We start from the raw sequence: 14,554 nt of genomic DNA on the forward strand, positions 1-14,554 counted from the left end.
CACTTCTTCTTCAAGCTGCCGGACTTCCAGGAAATGCTGCAAGCCTGGACCCGCAGTGGCACGTTGCAAGAAGCCGTGGCCAACAAGATCGCCGAGTGGCTGGATGCCGGCCTGCAACAGTGGGACATTTCCCGCGATGCGCCGTACTTCGGTTTTGAAATCCCCGACGAGCCGGGCAAGTACTTCTATGTGTGGCTGGACGCGCCGATCGGCTACATGGCCAGCTTCAAGAACCTCTGCGCCCGCCGTCCGGAACTGGACTTCGACGCGTTCTGGGGCAAGGATTCCACCGCCGAGCTGTACCATTTCATCGGCAAAGACATCGTCAACTTCCACGCCCTGTTCTGGCCAGCCATGCTTGAAGGCGCCGGTTTCCGCAAACCGACCGGCATCAACGTACACGGCTACCTGACCGTCAACGGCCAGAAGATGTCCAAGTCCCGCGGCACGTTCGTCAAGGCGCGGACTTACCTGGATCACCTGTCGCCGGAATACCTGCGCTACTACTATGCCGCCAAGCTGGGCCGTGGCGTCGACGACCTGGACCTGAACCTCGAAGACTTCGTGCAGAAGGTCAACTCCGACCTGGTCGGCAAAGTCGTCAACATCGCCAGCCGTTGCGCCGGTTTCATCCATAAAGGTAATGCTGGTGTACTGGTAGCCGGCAACGCCGCGCCGGAACTGACCGACGCTTTCCTGGCCGCAGCGCCAAGCATTGCCGATGCCTACGAGGCTCGCGACTTCGCCCGTGCCATGCGTGAAATCATGGGCCTGGCCGACCGCGCCAACGCCTGGATCGCCGACAAGGCACCGTGGTCGCTGAACAAACAGGAAGGCAAGCAGGATGAAGTCCAGGCCATTTGCGCCCTGGGCATCAACCTGTTCCGCCAACTGGTGATTTTCCTCAAACCGGTACTGCCGCTGCTGGCCGCCGATGCCGAGGCGTTCCTGAACGTCGCCCCGCTGACCTGGAACGATCACGCCACCTTGCTCAGCAACCATCAGCTGAACGAGTTCAAACCGTTGATGACCCGCATCGACCCGGTAAAAGTACAAGCCATGACCGACGCCTCGAAAGAAGACCTGACCGCCAGCGCAACCGACACCGGCGACGCTGCGCCCGCCGGCAACGGTGAACTGGCCAAGGATCCGCTGTCGCCGGAGATCGAGTTCGACACCTTTGCCGCTGTAGACCTGCGCGTTGCGCTGATCGTCAAGGCCGAAGCCGTGGAAGGTGCCGACAAGCTGCTGCGCTTGACCCTGGACATCGGTGACGAGCAACGCAACGTGTTCTCCGGGATCAAGAGCGCTTACCCGGACCCGTCCAAGCTCAATGGTCGCCTGACCATGATGATCGCCAACCTCAAGCCCCGCAAAATGAAATTCGGGATCTCCGAAGGCATGGTGATGGCGGCAGGCCCTGGCGGTGAAGAAATCTACCTGCTGAGCCCCGACAGCGGCGCCAAGCCGGGTCAGCGCATCAAGTAAAGTTCTGCGGTAAACCGATCCCACAGTCGTGCCCGGCGCGACTGTGGGATTTTCATGTCTGGCCCACCCTCCTTCCTTGCCGGATAATGCCTAACCTTGTTAGACAGGCCTTCTTTTGCCGGCACGATCATGACCGAACTGCTTTTAACGCTTATCAGCGCTGCCCTGATCAACAACCTCGTGTTGCACTGGCCGCTGGGCGTCGATCCTGTGCTGGGCAGCGAGCGGCCGCAGGTCCATGCGCTGGGCATCGCGACGACGTGCCTGATGCTGATCGTCGGCGCACTTGGCTATGCGCTCTACCACTGGCTATTAGTGCCATTGGGGCTGACGTCGCTGCGTCTGTTCGTGTTCCTGCCGTTGAGCGTTCTGCTGATCGCCCCCCTGCTGAAGCTGCTTTCACGGTTATTGGTGAAGCTTTCATTTGATGGCCTCTGGCCCTTGCTGCTGGGGAATGCCGGGGTGCTTGGGCTGACGTTGCTCAACGCTCAAGACGACAAGGGAGTTTTCCACGCCATAGCCCTGAGCCTTGGCGCCGGATTGGGTTTCTGGCTGGTGCTGAGTCTGTTCAGCGACTTGCGCCAGCGCACACTCGACAACGATATCCCCCTGCCCTTTCGCGGCCTGCCGATCGAATTGATCGGCGCCGGATTGATTGCGGTGATTTTTCTCGGATTCAGCGGGCTGATCAAAACATGAGTCTGATTCAACGCATCGACGCCCTCTTGCCGCAGACTCAATGCGGCAAGTGTGGTCACCCCGGATGTAAACCCTACGCCGAAGGTATCGCCAGCGGCGAGCCGATCAACAAGTGCCCACCGGGTGGCAGCGAAACCATCGCGGCCCTGGCCGACCTGCTGAAAGTGCCGGTGCTGGAACTGGACGTCAGTCGCAGTTCGGCACCCGCGCAGATCGCTTACATCCGTGAAGCCGAATGCATCGGCTGCACCAAGTGCATCCAGGCCTGCCCGGTCGACGCCATTGTCGGCGCGGCGAAATTCATGCACACGGTCATCGTCGACGAATGCACCGGTTGCGACCTCTGCGTGGCGCCCTGCCCGGTGGATTGCATCGAGATGCATCCGTTACCGCTGGCCACGGTGCTGCCGATTGTCGGCGGGCTGGCGTTCAGCCCGGAGGAACAACAGGCCCGGGCCGCCAAGCGCAATCACGCGCGACGCCGATTCGAACAGCGCAATGCCCGTTTGCATCGCGAAGAGGAGCAGAAGCTCGCCGAACGCCAGGCCCGTGCCCAACGCGCCGTGCAGCACAGCGAAGTGACGCTCGACCCGGTTCAGGCCGCACTCGAGCGCGTCCGCGCACAGAAAGCCGCCAATGCCGATGCGGCACTGAAAAAGGCCAAGGTCGATCTGGCGATGAGTCGGGCGCAACTGAATAAATCGCTCAAGGCCTTCGGGCATCCGCCGACCTTCGAACAGCAATCGCAACTGATCGTGCTGCAACAGCAGTTCGAAGCCGCCGAACAGGCGCTGGCGCAACTGGAGAGCGGCGCACCGCCGGTTTCTGCGCCACCTGCCCCGGCAAAAGATGCCGAACTGAAACGGGCGAAGATCCAGTTGGCCATGCGCCGCGCCGAACTCAAGAAAGCTCAAACAAGCGAGGCGCCGGCCGAACAGATTGAAGCGTTGCAACATGCGCTCAGCGAAGCCGAGCGTCAGGTGGATGCCTATGCCGCCCCTTGAATCGGTGGACGAACGCCTTCAGCAAGCCATGAAGCTGGTATTGCTGGCCACCGTGCCGGGGATGCTGATGTTGTTCTGGCTGTATGGCTGGGGCGTATTGATCAACCTGATTCTGACGGCGGCAACCGCGTTGGCCGTTGAGGCCGCGGTGTTGCAGCTGCGCAAGCAACCGGTAAAACCGACATTGAGCGACGGCAGTGCGCTGGTCAGTGCGACCCTGTTGGCGCTGGCCTTGCCGCCTTATTGCCCGTGGTGGCTGACGGTCAGTGCTGCGGCGTTCGGACTGTTTTTCGGCAAGCACTTGTATGGCGGCGTCGGCAAGAATCCGTTCAATCCGGCGATGCTCGGTTTCGCGCTGGTCCTGGTGATGTTTCCCCAGCCAATGACCCATTGGCCGGCATCCCATGGCATGGATTTGTTCGGTGGGCTGCAACAGGTGTTCGGCTTCAGCTTCGGCCAGACACCCGATGCGTGGGCCCAGGCTACGGCGCTGGACAGTCTGCGAATCAACAAAAGCCTGACCATGGACGAACTGTTCGCCGGCAATCCGGCATTCGGCCGTTTTGGTGGCCGAGGCGTGGAATGGGTCAACTTGGCGTTTCTGGTTGGCGGTGCGTTTCTGCTACAGCGGCGGGTATTCAGTTGGCATGCGCCGGTCGGCATGCTCGCCAGCCTGTTCGTCATCAGCCTGTTGTGTTGGAACGGTACGGGCTCCGACTCTCATGGCTCGCCACTGTTTCATCTGCTCACCGGCGCGAGCATGCTCGGTGCCTTCTTCATCGTCACGGAACCGATATCCGGTGCAAAAAGCCCCACTGCCCGATTACTGTTCGGCGCCGGCGTGGGATTACTGACTTATCTGATCCGGACGTGGGGCGGGTATCCAGATGGCGTGGCCTTTGCGGTTCTGCTGATGAACCTCTGTGTACCGGCGCTGGAGCGGTTTGCCGCGTCCAGACAGGAGCAGGTTGCCCCATGAACCGAGCGACGAGCGTTGTGATCCTGGTAGTGCTGGCAGGCCTGGGGATGGGCGCGACTTACCTCGTGCAGCACACCAGTGCCGCGCGCATTGCCGCCGAACAACGCCTGATCGACAGCCGCCGGTTACTGGATCTGCTACCGCCCGACAGCTACGACAATCAGCCACTGGAACACCCCCTCGGTCTCGAAAACACTCGCCTGGCCAACAGCACACTGCTGGGTGGCTATCTGGCGTCCAAGGCCGACCAACCGAGCGCCGTGTTGCTGCGCAGCCAGACTCTGGGCTACGCCGGCTCCCTCGAATTGCTGATCGCCATCGACCGCCAAGGCCAGTTAGTGGGGGTCAAAACCCTCAAGCAATCGGAAACCCCGGGGCTGGGCGGCAAGCTCGCCGACTGGCCCAATGCCTGGCTTGAGGTGTTTACCGGCAAGTCTCTAACCGACCCCGATGACAATGGCTGGGCCTTGAAAAAGGACCAAGGGCAATTCGATCAGATTGCGGGCGCGACCATCACCTCAAGAGCGGTGATCAATGCTACCCATGACGCGTTACGCTACTTCGACGAACACCGGCAACCGCTGATCGGGAGCAGCGCCCATGAATAAGTCATCGACCCTGCAGAACTCGCTGATGCTTACGCCGTTGATCGGCGTTACGGATTCATTGGTAACGGCCCTGGGCCTGTGGCTGATGTTTGCTCTGGTATTCAGTGCTTACGGTGTGAGCATGGGCATCTTGCGCTCGCGACTGATTCCAGCAACACATTTGCTCGCCTGCCTCTTGCTGGCCGCCACGCTGACCAGTTGCGTGGAGCTTGCCACGCAAGCCTGGTCGCTCCAATGGCACCAGCATCTGGGTTTCTACACAGGATTGATCGCCTTGCAATGCGTCGTGCTTGAACACAACGGTTTTTTCCAGAGCCCACCGCGTGATCGACTGCGTCTGTGTGGCTTGTTCGGCGCCTTGATGGTGGGCTTGGGTCTGCTGCGTGAGCTTATCGGCAACGGAACACTCGGTAGCCATCTTTCCTGGATGGCCGGTGCCACGCAACCGGACTGGCAAGGCTGGACGCTGATCGTCGACGGTGGCCTGCATCTGGCCACACTGGCCCCTGGCGGGTTTATTCTGCTGGGACTATTGATCGCCGCACATCAAGCCTGGACCCGCCGCCCGGCGGCATCACATTGACCGCCTTCGAGGAAACGCATCGCCCATGAATGCCGCAAAACGTCTTGAAATTTTCCGCAGGTTTCACGAAGACAACCCTGAACCGAAGACCGAACTGGCCTACTCCTCACCGTTCGAATTGTTGATCGCCGTGATTCTCTCGGCGCAATCGACCGATGTCGGCGTGAACAAAGCCACCGCCAAACTGTTCCCGGTGGCCAATACGCCAGCAGCGATCCATGCCTTGGGCGTCGAAGGGCTGTCGGAGTACATCAAGACCATCGGCCTGTTCAACAGCAAAGCGAAAAATGTGATCGAAACCTGTCGCTTACTGGTGGAGCGCCATGGAGGTGAAGTACCGCAGACCCGCGAGGCACTGGAGGCTTTGCCCGGCGTCGGTCGCAAGACCGCCAACGTGGTGCTCAATACCGCCTTTCGTCAGCTGACCATGGCCGTGGACACTCACATTTTCCGGGTCAGTAACCGTACCGGCATTGCTCCGGGCAAGAACGTGGTCGAGGTGGAGCAAAAACTGATGAAGTTCGTGCCGAAGGAATATCTGCTCGACGCCCATCACTGGCTGATTCTCCATGGGCGCTACGTTTGCCTGGCCCGCAAGCCGCGGTGCGGCAGCTGCCGGATCGAGGATTTATGCGAATACAAGCAAAAGACCTCGGACGATTGAGGCTCTATTAGTTTTTTTGATTGATCGATTGAAAAAATCTTTTTTACCCGCCGGGAAATTGTCGATATAAGGAGCGCCAAAGGGCAGCCTTAGCCTGGAGTTAACCTTATGAGCACTGGCAAAGAGCAATTGGACGTAGAAGACGACTTCACCCCCGTTGAGGCCGATGACGCAGAGCCGGTAGTGGAAGTGGCAAAGACCAACCTGAGCAAACGCCGCACCATCGACAACCTGCTGGAGGAGCGCCGACTGCAGAAGCAATTGGCCGATTACGATTTTGACTTATGACACTTAAAAGCCTCCCGAAACGGAGGCTTTTTACTAAGTGCCGCCCCCTGACAAACACCTGTTCATCGCGCCAAATGCCGGCAGCTTCATACCAGGCCGTTGCGCTGGGCCAATTCAATCAGGTCGACCAGTGAGCGAGCATTGAGCTTTAACAGAAGACGAGTCTTATAAGTACTAACGGTTTTATTGCTGAGGAACATTCCGTCGGCGATCTCCTTGTTTGTCTTTCCTCGGGCCAATTGTTGCAGGACCATCATCTCTCGCCCGGACAAACGATCCACCATATCAGCTTCACTGGCATTCCCAAGACTGGAACGCACGGTATGCAGAGCCTGATTAGGAAAATAGCTGTAGCCTGACAGCACGGCTTTTATTGCACTGAGCAACTCAGTGAGATCCTGCTGTTTGCAAACATACCCGGCGGCACCCGATTGCATGCAACGCATGGAAAAATGCCCTGGCGCCTGGGATGTCAATATCAGTACTTTAAGAGGCATCGCCGTTGATGTCAGGCGCGCGATAACTTCCAACCCATCCAGTTTCGGTATTCCAATATCCAGTATGACAATATCCGGCATAAGATCACGGGCAAGTTGTAATGCGTCCACGCCATTATCTGTTTCTGCAATGACTTCGTAGCCATGACGTTCCATTAGCATACGTACCGCAAGACGAATGACGGGGTGATCATCCACGATCAGCACTTTATTCATGGGCAAGTCCAATTTTCGCTGTTCGAATTTTTAGAGCCCGCACCATAGCCTAGTCGTTTCACCCATGGCACACCGTCACCCTCGGCCACTCGCAGCGAGAGACATAGCCTACAAACAACACGGATTATTCCTACAAAAAATCATTGCCATACGAAGAAGCAGAGATTTTACTGACCGACTATTGTTCAGTGCTTCAGCAGTTTTTTTGTATCGACTTACAACCAAAAAACGACAAAAAAAACAGTATCGACGCATTAATCTACGATGCGCCGACTATTGAGCTACCCTTAAAAGTAACGGGTATTTTCCAGTACCTTCTTGCGCAATCTGGCTCAACAATCGAAAAAGCTCACACACCGTAACACTTGACCAATAACATAGCGCCATCAAAACAATTAAACAGCCATACCCGAACCTGCAACAATACAGCTACTATAACAACCTCACCACTCCAATAAAAACAGCTTAATACAACAGCAGAACAACCTGATATTAGTTATTACAACCATAAACCAATCGAGAAAAGACAATATTTAATGAGCATACAACATGATAAAACTCAAAAAAAGAATCACCAACCCCATGACAATTATTGCCCTATTTGCAGCACTGTCTGAAACATCGGCCGCCGTCTCCCTCCCCTTTCTCGACAATGAGGAGAGGGAACTCTATGTGTGGTTCCTGATCAGCTTTCCCTTTTACTTGCTTTTTCTTTTCTTCGTTACTCTCAACTTCAACTATCGATCGCTTTACGCGCCCTCCGATTTTATGAAGGGAAAGCATTTCATAAAAGCCATGGAGAACGTTCATCATCCGAGTAACAGCCCATCCAGCGTCGCGCCCGAAAGCTGGACCCGGCACCATGTAAACCTGCCTGACTCCCTAAAGGATCTGCACATCGTTGATGCACGGTGGATACACAAAAAAATGGCGTTCAGCGCCCTGATGGAGAGCATTCAGTACCCTGCGGACAATCCCGCACAAGTGATCGTATTTCTCACGTGTACCGATTCGGATAAATTGCTGAAGGCAAACACGCCCAAACATTGGAAACACATAAAGAAACGCAACAGCGCAACGTTCTGTATTTCTTACAATTTGAGCTCACAGGGCGTGACGATTATGGGCTAGGTATTGAACTGTCGCACATCAGAAAGGCAGCCCTTGAAGCAGATCAAGGACAGGAAGCAGAAGGAACGGTCAGCGGAAACAAGAAGAAAGCGAAACGCTATATGCAGCAGCCCCTCTTTCAAATTTGTGGCCTTGTCATCGACAAGGCCACAAATTCATTACCGACTCAAAGGTCTCAGAAAAGCTTGCGGCCCTTGTTCGCCGCGATACGCATACGCAGGGCGTTGAGCTTGATGAAGCCCGCCGCATCCGCCTGGTTGTAGGCGCCGCCATCTTCCTCGAAGGTCGCGATGTTGGCGTCGAACAACGACTCGTCGGACTTGCGGCCGGTGACGATCACATTGCCCTTGTACAGTTTCAGACGCACTACGCCGTTCACGTGGGCCTGGGAAGCATCGATCATCTGTTGCAGCATCAGACGCTCAGGGCTCCACCAGTAACCGGTGTAGATCAGGCTGGCGTATTTAGGCATCAGCTCGTCTTTGAGGTGAGCCACTTCGCGGTCCAGGGTGATCGATTCGATCGCGCGGTGAGCGCGCAGCATGATGGTGCCGCCCGGGGTCTCGTAGCAGCCGCGGGACTTCATGCCGACGTAGCGGTTTTCGACGATGTCCAGACGGCCGATACCATGTTCGCCACCGATACGGTTCAAGGTCGCCAGCACGGTGGCCGGGGTCATTTCGACGCCGTCCAGTGCGACGATGTCGCCGTTACGGTAGGTCAGTTCCAGGTACTGCGGTTTGTCAGGAGCGTTCTCCGGGGAGACGGTCCAGCGCCACATGTCTTCTTCGTGCTCGGTCCAGGTGTCTTCCAGCACGCCGCCTTCATAGGAGATGTGCAGCAGGTTGGCATCCATCGAGTACGGGGATTTCTTCTTGCCGTGGCGCTCGATCGGGATGTTGTGCTTTTCAGCATAATCCATCAGCTTTTCACGGGAGAGCAGGTCCCATTCGCGCCACGGAGCGATCACTTTCACACCTGGCTTCAAAGCGTAGGCGCCCAGTTCGAAACGAACCTGGTCGTTGCCCTTGCCGGTCGCGCCGTGGGAAATGGCGTCAGCGCCGGTTTCGTTGGCGATTTCGATCAAGCGCTTGGCGATCAACGGACGAGCGATGGAAGTACCCAGCAGGTACTCGCCTTCATAAACGGTGTTGGCGCGGAACATCGGGAACACGAAATCGCGCACGAATTCTTCACGCAAATCGTCGATGTAGATTTCTTTTACGCCCATGGCCTGTGCCTTGGCGCGGGCCGGTTCGACCTCTTCGCCCTGACCCAGGTCAGCGGTGAAGGTCACTACTTCACAGTTATAAGTATCCTGCAGCCACTTGAGGATCACCGAAGTGTCCAGGCCGCCGGAATACGCCAGAACGACCTTGTTTACGTCCGCCATGCCATCACTCCACGGGGTTCTACGGAAAGCCGTCAAGTCTACCGCTCATGCAGAATAATTTACAGAGGCGCGACAGCTTATGACGACGAAGCGACAGATTATGTCGAGCGAGCGACGGTTGCAGCGGGTTCAGGAGGTCTTCGCGCTGCCCGCGGAAGCAGTGGCTGGAGGCGCTGGTTGCTCGGTCGGCGCTACCCGTTCAAGGCGTACGGCGACCCGGCGGTTTTTCGCCCGATTGGCGGCAGTGTTGTTCGGTGCCAGAGGATAGCGCTCACCGTGAAAACGCAGGGTGATCTGCGATTCCTGGATACCATTGGCCTTGAAGAAATCCATCACGGCCAGCGCCCTGCGTCGCGACAGTTCGCGGTTGGTCAGGCGATTGCCGCTGTTGTCGGAATGGCCATCGAGTTCGATGTGGTTGACCGTCGGATCGGCTTTCATGAATTCCAGCATGACCTGCAAATGGGCCTTGGCTTGGGCGTCTAGATCAATGCCCTCCCCCGGAAAGCCGACTTCGGATTGCTTCACCTGTTCAAAATTCTGCGGCAGCAACTTGGCCACGCAACCCTGGTAGTCACTGTAGGCCTTGCTGAATTTGACCGGCAGCAGGCGGACTTCAGATACCCGCCCCTCGCCCGAGGAGTGTCGAACCACTGGGCTGCGACCGTCCAGTAACCCGCTGATCAAGCGCCCGGCCTGAACTTGCGAGCTGTTGAACAGCACGTTGCCACTGCCGATTCGTACCGACCCCAGGTTGATGTCGCCACGCCCCGGCTGCCATGGCGCAGCGGCCGCCAGCAAGGTCGCGGAACCGCCACCGATCATCGAGTTGTAGGCCTTCAAGCGAAATGTCGCCTGTTCGCCGGCACGACGCACGAACTCTCCCGAGCCGAAATCGGTGATGGGTTGAGTCAGGCGGCATTCGAACTTGTCACCTTCGACCGTCCACTCGATGCTCTCCAGACGGGTCTGGAAAGTGAGCGCCATCGCAGGAAGGCTGGCAAACACACTGAGCAAGGCTAAATAACGCTGGCGCACGGGAGGCTCCACTGGCTTGTGCAACAAAAAGACCGACACACATATTTACGGCATACCTGTTGGATATCGGAAGCTTGCCGCAAAACTTGATAGCGAGTGCCTGCAAGAGTCTTTTCCGGTAGCATTCCCCTGAGTTTGACCCGCCTGGAATCCCCTCATGTCCGACCGCCTGACCCTGCTGCGTCCCGACGACTGGCATATTCATCTTCGCGATGGTGCTGTGTTGCCCAATACCGTCGCGGATGTCGCGCGCACCTTTGGTCGCGCCATCATCATGCCCAACCTGGTACCGCCGGTGCGCAACGCGGCTGAAGCCAATGGCTATCGCCAGCGGATTCTCGCCGCGCGTCCGGCCGGCAGCCGTTTCGAACCGCTGATGGTTCTGTACCTGACCGACCGCACCCAGCCCGAAGAAATTCGTGAGGCCAAGGCCAGCGGTTTCGTTCACGCCGCCAAGTTGTACCCGGCCGGCGCGACCACCAACTCGGACTCTGGCGTCACCAGCATCGACAAGATTTTCCCTGCACTCGAGGCCATGGCCGACGTCGGGATGCCCTTGTTGGTTCACGGTGAAGTCACCCGTGGCGATGTCGACGTTTTCGATCGCGAAAAAATCTTCATCGACGAGCACATGCGTCGAGTGGTCGAGCGTTTCCCGACCCTCAAAGTGGTGTTCGAACACATCACCACCGCTGACGCCGTGCAGTTCGTCAACGAGGCTTCGGCCAACGTCGGCGCTACCATCACCGCGCATCACCTGCTGTACAACCGCAACCACATGCTGGTGGGCGGGATTCGGCCGCACTTCTATTGCCTGCCGATCCTCAAGCGCAATACTCACCAGGAAGCCCTGCTCGACGCCGCCACCAGTGGCAGCGACAAGTTCTTCCTCGGCACCGACTCGGCGCCCCATGCCCAGCACGCCAAAGAAGCGGCTTGCGGCTGTGCCGGTTGCTACACCGCTTATGCCGCAATCGAGATGTATGCCGAAGCCTTTGAACAGCGCAACGCGCTGGACAAGCTCGAAGCCTTCGCCAGCCTCAACGGCCCGCGCTTCTACGGCCTGCCGGCGAATACCGATCGCATCACCCTGGTCCGCGATGAGTGGACCGCCCCAACCAGCCTGCCGTTTGGCGAGCTGACTGTAATCCCGCTGCGCGCCGGTGAAAAACTGCGCTGGCGCCTGCTGGAGGAACACGCGTGAGTGAAGACCATTTCGACGACGAACAGGACGGTCAAGGCAACGGAGGTGGTCCTCGTCATCCAATGGCTGCCAGATTCCGTGGTTACCTGCCGGTTGTCGTCGACGTAGAAACCGGTGGCTTCAATTCGGCCACCGATGCCCTGCTGGAAATTGCGGCGACCACCATCGCCATGGACGAAAAAGGCTTTGTGTATCCCGATCACACCTACTTCTTCCGCGTCGAGCCATTTGAAGGCGCGAACATCGAAGCGGCCGCTCTGGAGTTCACCGGGATCAAGCTCGATCACCCGTTGCGCATGGCCGTGAGTGAAGAAGCAGCCCTGACTGATATTTTTCGCGGCATCCGCAAGGCCCTGAAAGCCAACGGCTGCAAACGGGCGATTCTGGTCGGGCACAACAGCAGCTTCGATCTGGGCTTCCTCAACGCCGCTGTCGCACGCCTGGACATGAAACGTAACCCGTTTCATCCATTTTCCAGCTTCGATACCGCGACCCTCGCAGGTCTGGCCTACGGTCAAACCGTATTGGCCAAGGCCTGTCAGGCCGCCGATATCGATTTCGACGGTCGCGAGGCTCATTCGGCTCGCTACGACACCGAGAAGACTGCCGAGCTGTTCTGCGGCATCGTCAATCGCTGGAAACAAATGGGCGGCTGGGAAGACTACAACGACTGATCTGTTACTAATCGATGGCGAGGGAGCTTGCTCCCTCGCCATCGATGAACAGCATGGGTTTATCCCGCCCATAAAAAAACCGGCCTTATCAGCCGGTTTTTTTATGCCTCGAACGTGCCTTACAGCGCAGCAGCGTTCTCGGTCAGGTAAGCCGCAACACCTTCGGTGGAAGCGGTCATGCCTTTGTCGCCTTTTTTCCAGTTGGCAGGGCAAACTTCGCCGTGCTCTTCGTGGAATTGCAGAGCGTCGACCAGACGGATCAGCTCTTCGATGTTACGGCCCAGCGGCAGGTCGTTGATGATCTGCGAGCGGACAACGCCTTTGTCGTCGATCAGGAACGCGCCACGGAAAGCCACGCCGCCTTCGGACTCAACGTCGTAGGCCTTGGCGATTTCGTGCTTCAGGTCGGCCGCCATGGTGTAGCGAACTTCGCCGATGCCACCATTGTTGACCGGGGTGTTGCGCCAGGCGTTGTGGGTGAAGTGCGAGTCGATCGAAACGGCTACCACTTCCACGTTGCGTGCCTTGAAGTCAGACATGCGGTTGTCCAGAGCGATCAGCTCGGACGGGCAAACGAAGGTGAAGTCCAGTGGGTAGAAGAACACCAGGCCGTATTTGCCTTTGATGGCCGAGGACAGGGTGAAGCTGTCTACGATTTCGCCATTGCCGAGTACGGCCGGTACGGTGAAGTCAGGGGCTTGTTTGCCTACGAGTACGCTCATTGGATATCTCCTGGTGTAATAACGTTGAAGAACAGGGTTCATGCCAGCCTGCCACCCTCGGGCGACAGCCCTGTGACACAAACCTGCTTCGCAAAAGGCCGACCATCATACACCGCGTTTTTCACCTGTCCTTAGCGCCTTAATGGTTTTTTTCCTGGAAGGTAAAAAGACCGCTGCTATATTTTTCTCCTGACAACGTGAGAAGAAACCGTTCGTCAGTCACATGCCCTTATGACGAAAACCTTTCAGAAACCACTTTGACAATCATTCTCGTTAACATTAAGATCCATCGCAATTGAGTCACAACCAGCGACGGTTTTCACTTATGTATGTCTGCCTCTGCACTGGCGTCACCGACGGTCAAATCCGCGATGCAATCTATGAAGGTTGCTGCAGCTATCGGGAAGTACGTCAAGCCACCGGCGTTGCCAGCCAATGCGGTAAATGCGCCTGCCTTGCCAAGGAAGTGGTCCGTGAAACCCTGGGCAAACTGCAATCGGCCCAGGCGTCGATCCCCTACCCCGCAGAATTTACCGCCGCATAATGACCGTATTACAAAGAACCGGACTTGATGTCCGGTTTTTTTATGTCTGAAAATCAACCGCTTAGGCACTAGACGCGGAACACAAACATTCTTATTCCGATTAATTTTCATTTAAGTTTCAATAACTTAGGTTTGACACTCTTAATTACGCGGCTCAAACTCTGCCTTATAGACAGCTAATACAGGGCAGGACCCCATCATGAAAGGCGACATTACAGTCATCCAGCATCTCAACAAGATCCTTGCCAATGAGCTGGTCGCGATCAATCAATACTTTTTGCATGCGCGCATGTATGAAGATTGGGGTCTGAACAAGCTCGGCAAGCACGAGTACCACGAATCCATCGACGAGATGAAGCACGCCGACAAGCTGATCAAGCGCATCCTGTTCCTTGAAGGCCTGCCGAACGTCCAGGACCTGGGCAAGCTGAACATCGGCGAACACACCAAGGAAATGCTTGAGTGTGACTTGAAGATCGAACGCGACGGCCATGCCGATCTGAAAGTCGCTATCGCTCACTGCGAAACTGTTGGCGACTTCGGTAGCCGTGAACTGCTCGAAGACATTCTTGAATCCGAAGAAGAACATATCGACTGGCTGGAAACCCAACTGGGCCTGATCGATAAAGTCGGTCTTGAGAACTATCTGCAGTCGCAGATGGGCGAAGAGTAAATGCTACGCCGCTAATCGCGACGCAATAAAAAGCCCCGCTCTCTTTTATAGAGGCGGGGCTTTTTTATGTGTGCTGTCTCGTCCTGAAACGGGTGTAAACCTATTTCAGGACGAGACACGCCTTTGTAGGAGCGAGCGGGCGGCGATCC

Annotated in this window: 17 protein-coding genes; 13 read left to right on the forward strand and 4 right to left on the reverse strand. The window is 57.0% G+C overall.

All coding sequences use genetic code 11. The annotated features are described in order from the left end of the window. The 8 genes from metG to ACIPLA_RS11925 form a co-directional block, all read left to right on the forward strand. On the forward strand, positions 1 to 1,488 hold a 1,488-nt coding region (metG, locus tag ACIPLA_RS11890), incomplete at its 5' end, for a methionine--tRNA ligase (RefSeq protein WP_401173243.1). Between the two features lie 129 nt (positions 1,489 to 1,617). Then, entirely contained in the window at positions 1,618 to 2,187 is a 570-nt protein-coding gene (locus tag ACIPLA_RS11895; RefSeq protein ID WP_401173244.1) for an Rnf-Nqr domain containing protein, read from the forward strand. After that, positions 2,184 to 3,191 (forward strand): electron transport complex subunit RsxB, encoded by a 1,008-nt coding sequence (gene rsxB / locus ACIPLA_RS11900; protein WP_401173245.1) that lies wholly within the window; start codon positions 2,184 to 2,186, stop codon positions 3,189 to 3,191. Before ACIPLA_RS11895 ends, rsxB begins: the two co-directional genes overlap by 4 nt. Continuing rightward, on the forward strand, positions 3,178 to 4,170 hold the full coding sequence (locus tag ACIPLA_RS11905; RefSeq protein ID WP_401173246.1) for an RnfABCDGE type electron transport complex subunit D: 993 nt from the start codon (positions 3,178 to 3,180) through the stop codon (positions 4,168 to 4,170). The genes rsxB and ACIPLA_RS11905 overlap by 14 nt, the downstream gene beginning before the upstream one ends. Next, on the forward strand, positions 4,167 to 4,778 hold the full coding sequence (locus tag ACIPLA_RS11910; protein ID WP_401173247.1) for an RnfABCDGE type electron transport complex subunit G: 612 nt from the start codon (positions 4,167 to 4,169) through the stop codon (positions 4,776 to 4,778). Before ACIPLA_RS11905 ends, ACIPLA_RS11910 begins: the two co-directional genes overlap by 4 nt. Next, entirely contained in the window at positions 4,771 to 5,361 is a 591-nt protein-coding gene (locus ACIPLA_RS11915) for an Rnf-Nqr domain containing protein (protein ID WP_401173248.1), read from the forward strand. Before ACIPLA_RS11910 ends, ACIPLA_RS11915 begins: the two co-directional genes overlap by 8 nt. Positions 5,362 to 5,386: 25 nt before the next feature. Beyond that, positions 5,387 to 6,025 carry an endonuclease III gene (nth, locus tag ACIPLA_RS11920; protein WP_007938911.1) on the forward strand — a complete coding sequence of 213 codons (639 nt, stop codon included), beginning with the start codon at positions 5,387 to 5,389 and terminating at the stop codon, positions 6,023 to 6,025. Between the two features lie 108 nt (positions 6,026 to 6,133). Then, entirely contained in the window at positions 6,134 to 6,313 is a 180-nt protein-coding gene (locus ACIPLA_RS11925) for a PA3496 family putative envelope integrity protein (RefSeq protein ID WP_007898493.1), read from the forward strand. Between the two features lie 86 nt (positions 6,314 to 6,399). Here ACIPLA_RS11925 and ACIPLA_RS11930 read toward each other — a convergent pair whose 3' ends face one another. Beyond that, a complete protein-coding gene (locus ACIPLA_RS11930) occupies positions 6,400 to 7,026 on the reverse strand; it encodes a response regulator transcription factor (protein WP_008069501.1) in 627 nt (208 codons plus the stop codon). Between the two features lie 549 nt (positions 7,027 to 7,575). Here ACIPLA_RS11930 and ACIPLA_RS11935 point away from each other — a divergent pair. After that, positions 7,576 to 8,157 carry a hypothetical protein gene (locus ACIPLA_RS11935; RefSeq protein ID WP_401173249.1) on the forward strand — a complete coding sequence of 194 codons (582 nt, stop codon included), beginning with the start codon at positions 7,576 to 7,578 and terminating at the stop codon, positions 8,155 to 8,157. Between the two features lie 175 nt (positions 8,158 to 8,332). Here the strand turns inward: ACIPLA_RS11935 and ACIPLA_RS11940 are convergent, their stop codons facing one another. Together ACIPLA_RS11940 and ACIPLA_RS11945 are read right to left on the reverse strand one after the other, a co-directional pair. Further along, positions 8,333 to 9,550, reverse strand: a complete 1,218-nt coding sequence (locus ACIPLA_RS11940) for an argininosuccinate synthase (protein WP_123358038.1) — start codon at positions 9,548 to 9,550, stop codon at positions 8,333 to 8,335. 129 nt (positions 9,551 to 9,679) lie between these two features. Next, positions 9,680 to 10,588 (reverse strand): OmpA family protein, encoded by a 909-nt coding sequence (locus ACIPLA_RS11945; protein WP_123500686.1) that lies wholly within the window; start codon positions 10,586 to 10,588, stop codon positions 9,680 to 9,682. Positions 10,589 to 10,745: 157 nt separating this feature from the next. Between ACIPLA_RS11945 and pyrC the strand changes: the two genes are divergently transcribed. Both pyrC and rnt read left to right on the forward strand, forming a co-directional pair. Next, a complete protein-coding gene (pyrC, locus tag ACIPLA_RS11950) occupies positions 10,746 to 11,792 on the forward strand; it encodes a dihydroorotase (protein ID WP_192345602.1) in 1,047 nt (348 codons plus the stop codon). Further along, positions 11,789 to 12,466 carry a ribonuclease T gene (gene rnt, locus ACIPLA_RS11955; protein ID WP_008069497.1) on the forward strand — a complete coding sequence of 226 codons (678 nt, stop codon included), beginning with the start codon at positions 11,789 to 11,791 and terminating at the stop codon, positions 12,464 to 12,466. Before pyrC ends, rnt begins: the two co-directional genes overlap by 4 nt. A gap of 119 nt (positions 12,467 to 12,585) precedes the next feature. Here rnt and ACIPLA_RS11960 read toward each other — a convergent pair whose 3' ends face one another. Continuing rightward, positions 12,586 to 13,188, reverse strand: a complete 603-nt coding sequence (locus ACIPLA_RS11960) for a peroxiredoxin (protein ID WP_007898510.1) — start codon at positions 13,186 to 13,188, stop codon at positions 12,586 to 12,588. Positions 13,189 to 13,513: 325 nt separating this feature from the next. Here ACIPLA_RS11960 and ACIPLA_RS11965 point away from each other — a divergent pair, with 325 nt between their 5' ends. Together ACIPLA_RS11965 and bfr are read left to right on the forward strand one after the other, a co-directional pair. Beyond that, positions 13,514 to 13,732, forward strand: coding sequence for a bacterioferritin-associated ferredoxin (locus ACIPLA_RS11965; protein WP_123500682.1), 219 nt, complete (start codon positions 13,514 to 13,516; stop codon positions 13,730 to 13,732). 199 nt (positions 13,733 to 13,931) lie between these two features. Then, on the forward strand, positions 13,932 to 14,405 hold the full coding sequence (gene bfr / locus ACIPLA_RS11970; protein WP_123500680.1) for a bacterioferritin: 474 nt from the start codon (positions 13,932 to 13,934) through the stop codon (positions 14,403 to 14,405). Positions 14,406 to 14,554: the final 149 nt, after the last annotated feature.

This window comes from Pseudomonas sp. NPDC086112, assembly GCF_044746425.1.
In the GTDB taxonomy this organism is placed as follows: Bacteria; Pseudomonadota; Gammaproteobacteria; order Pseudomonadales; family Pseudomonadaceae; genus Aquipseudomonas.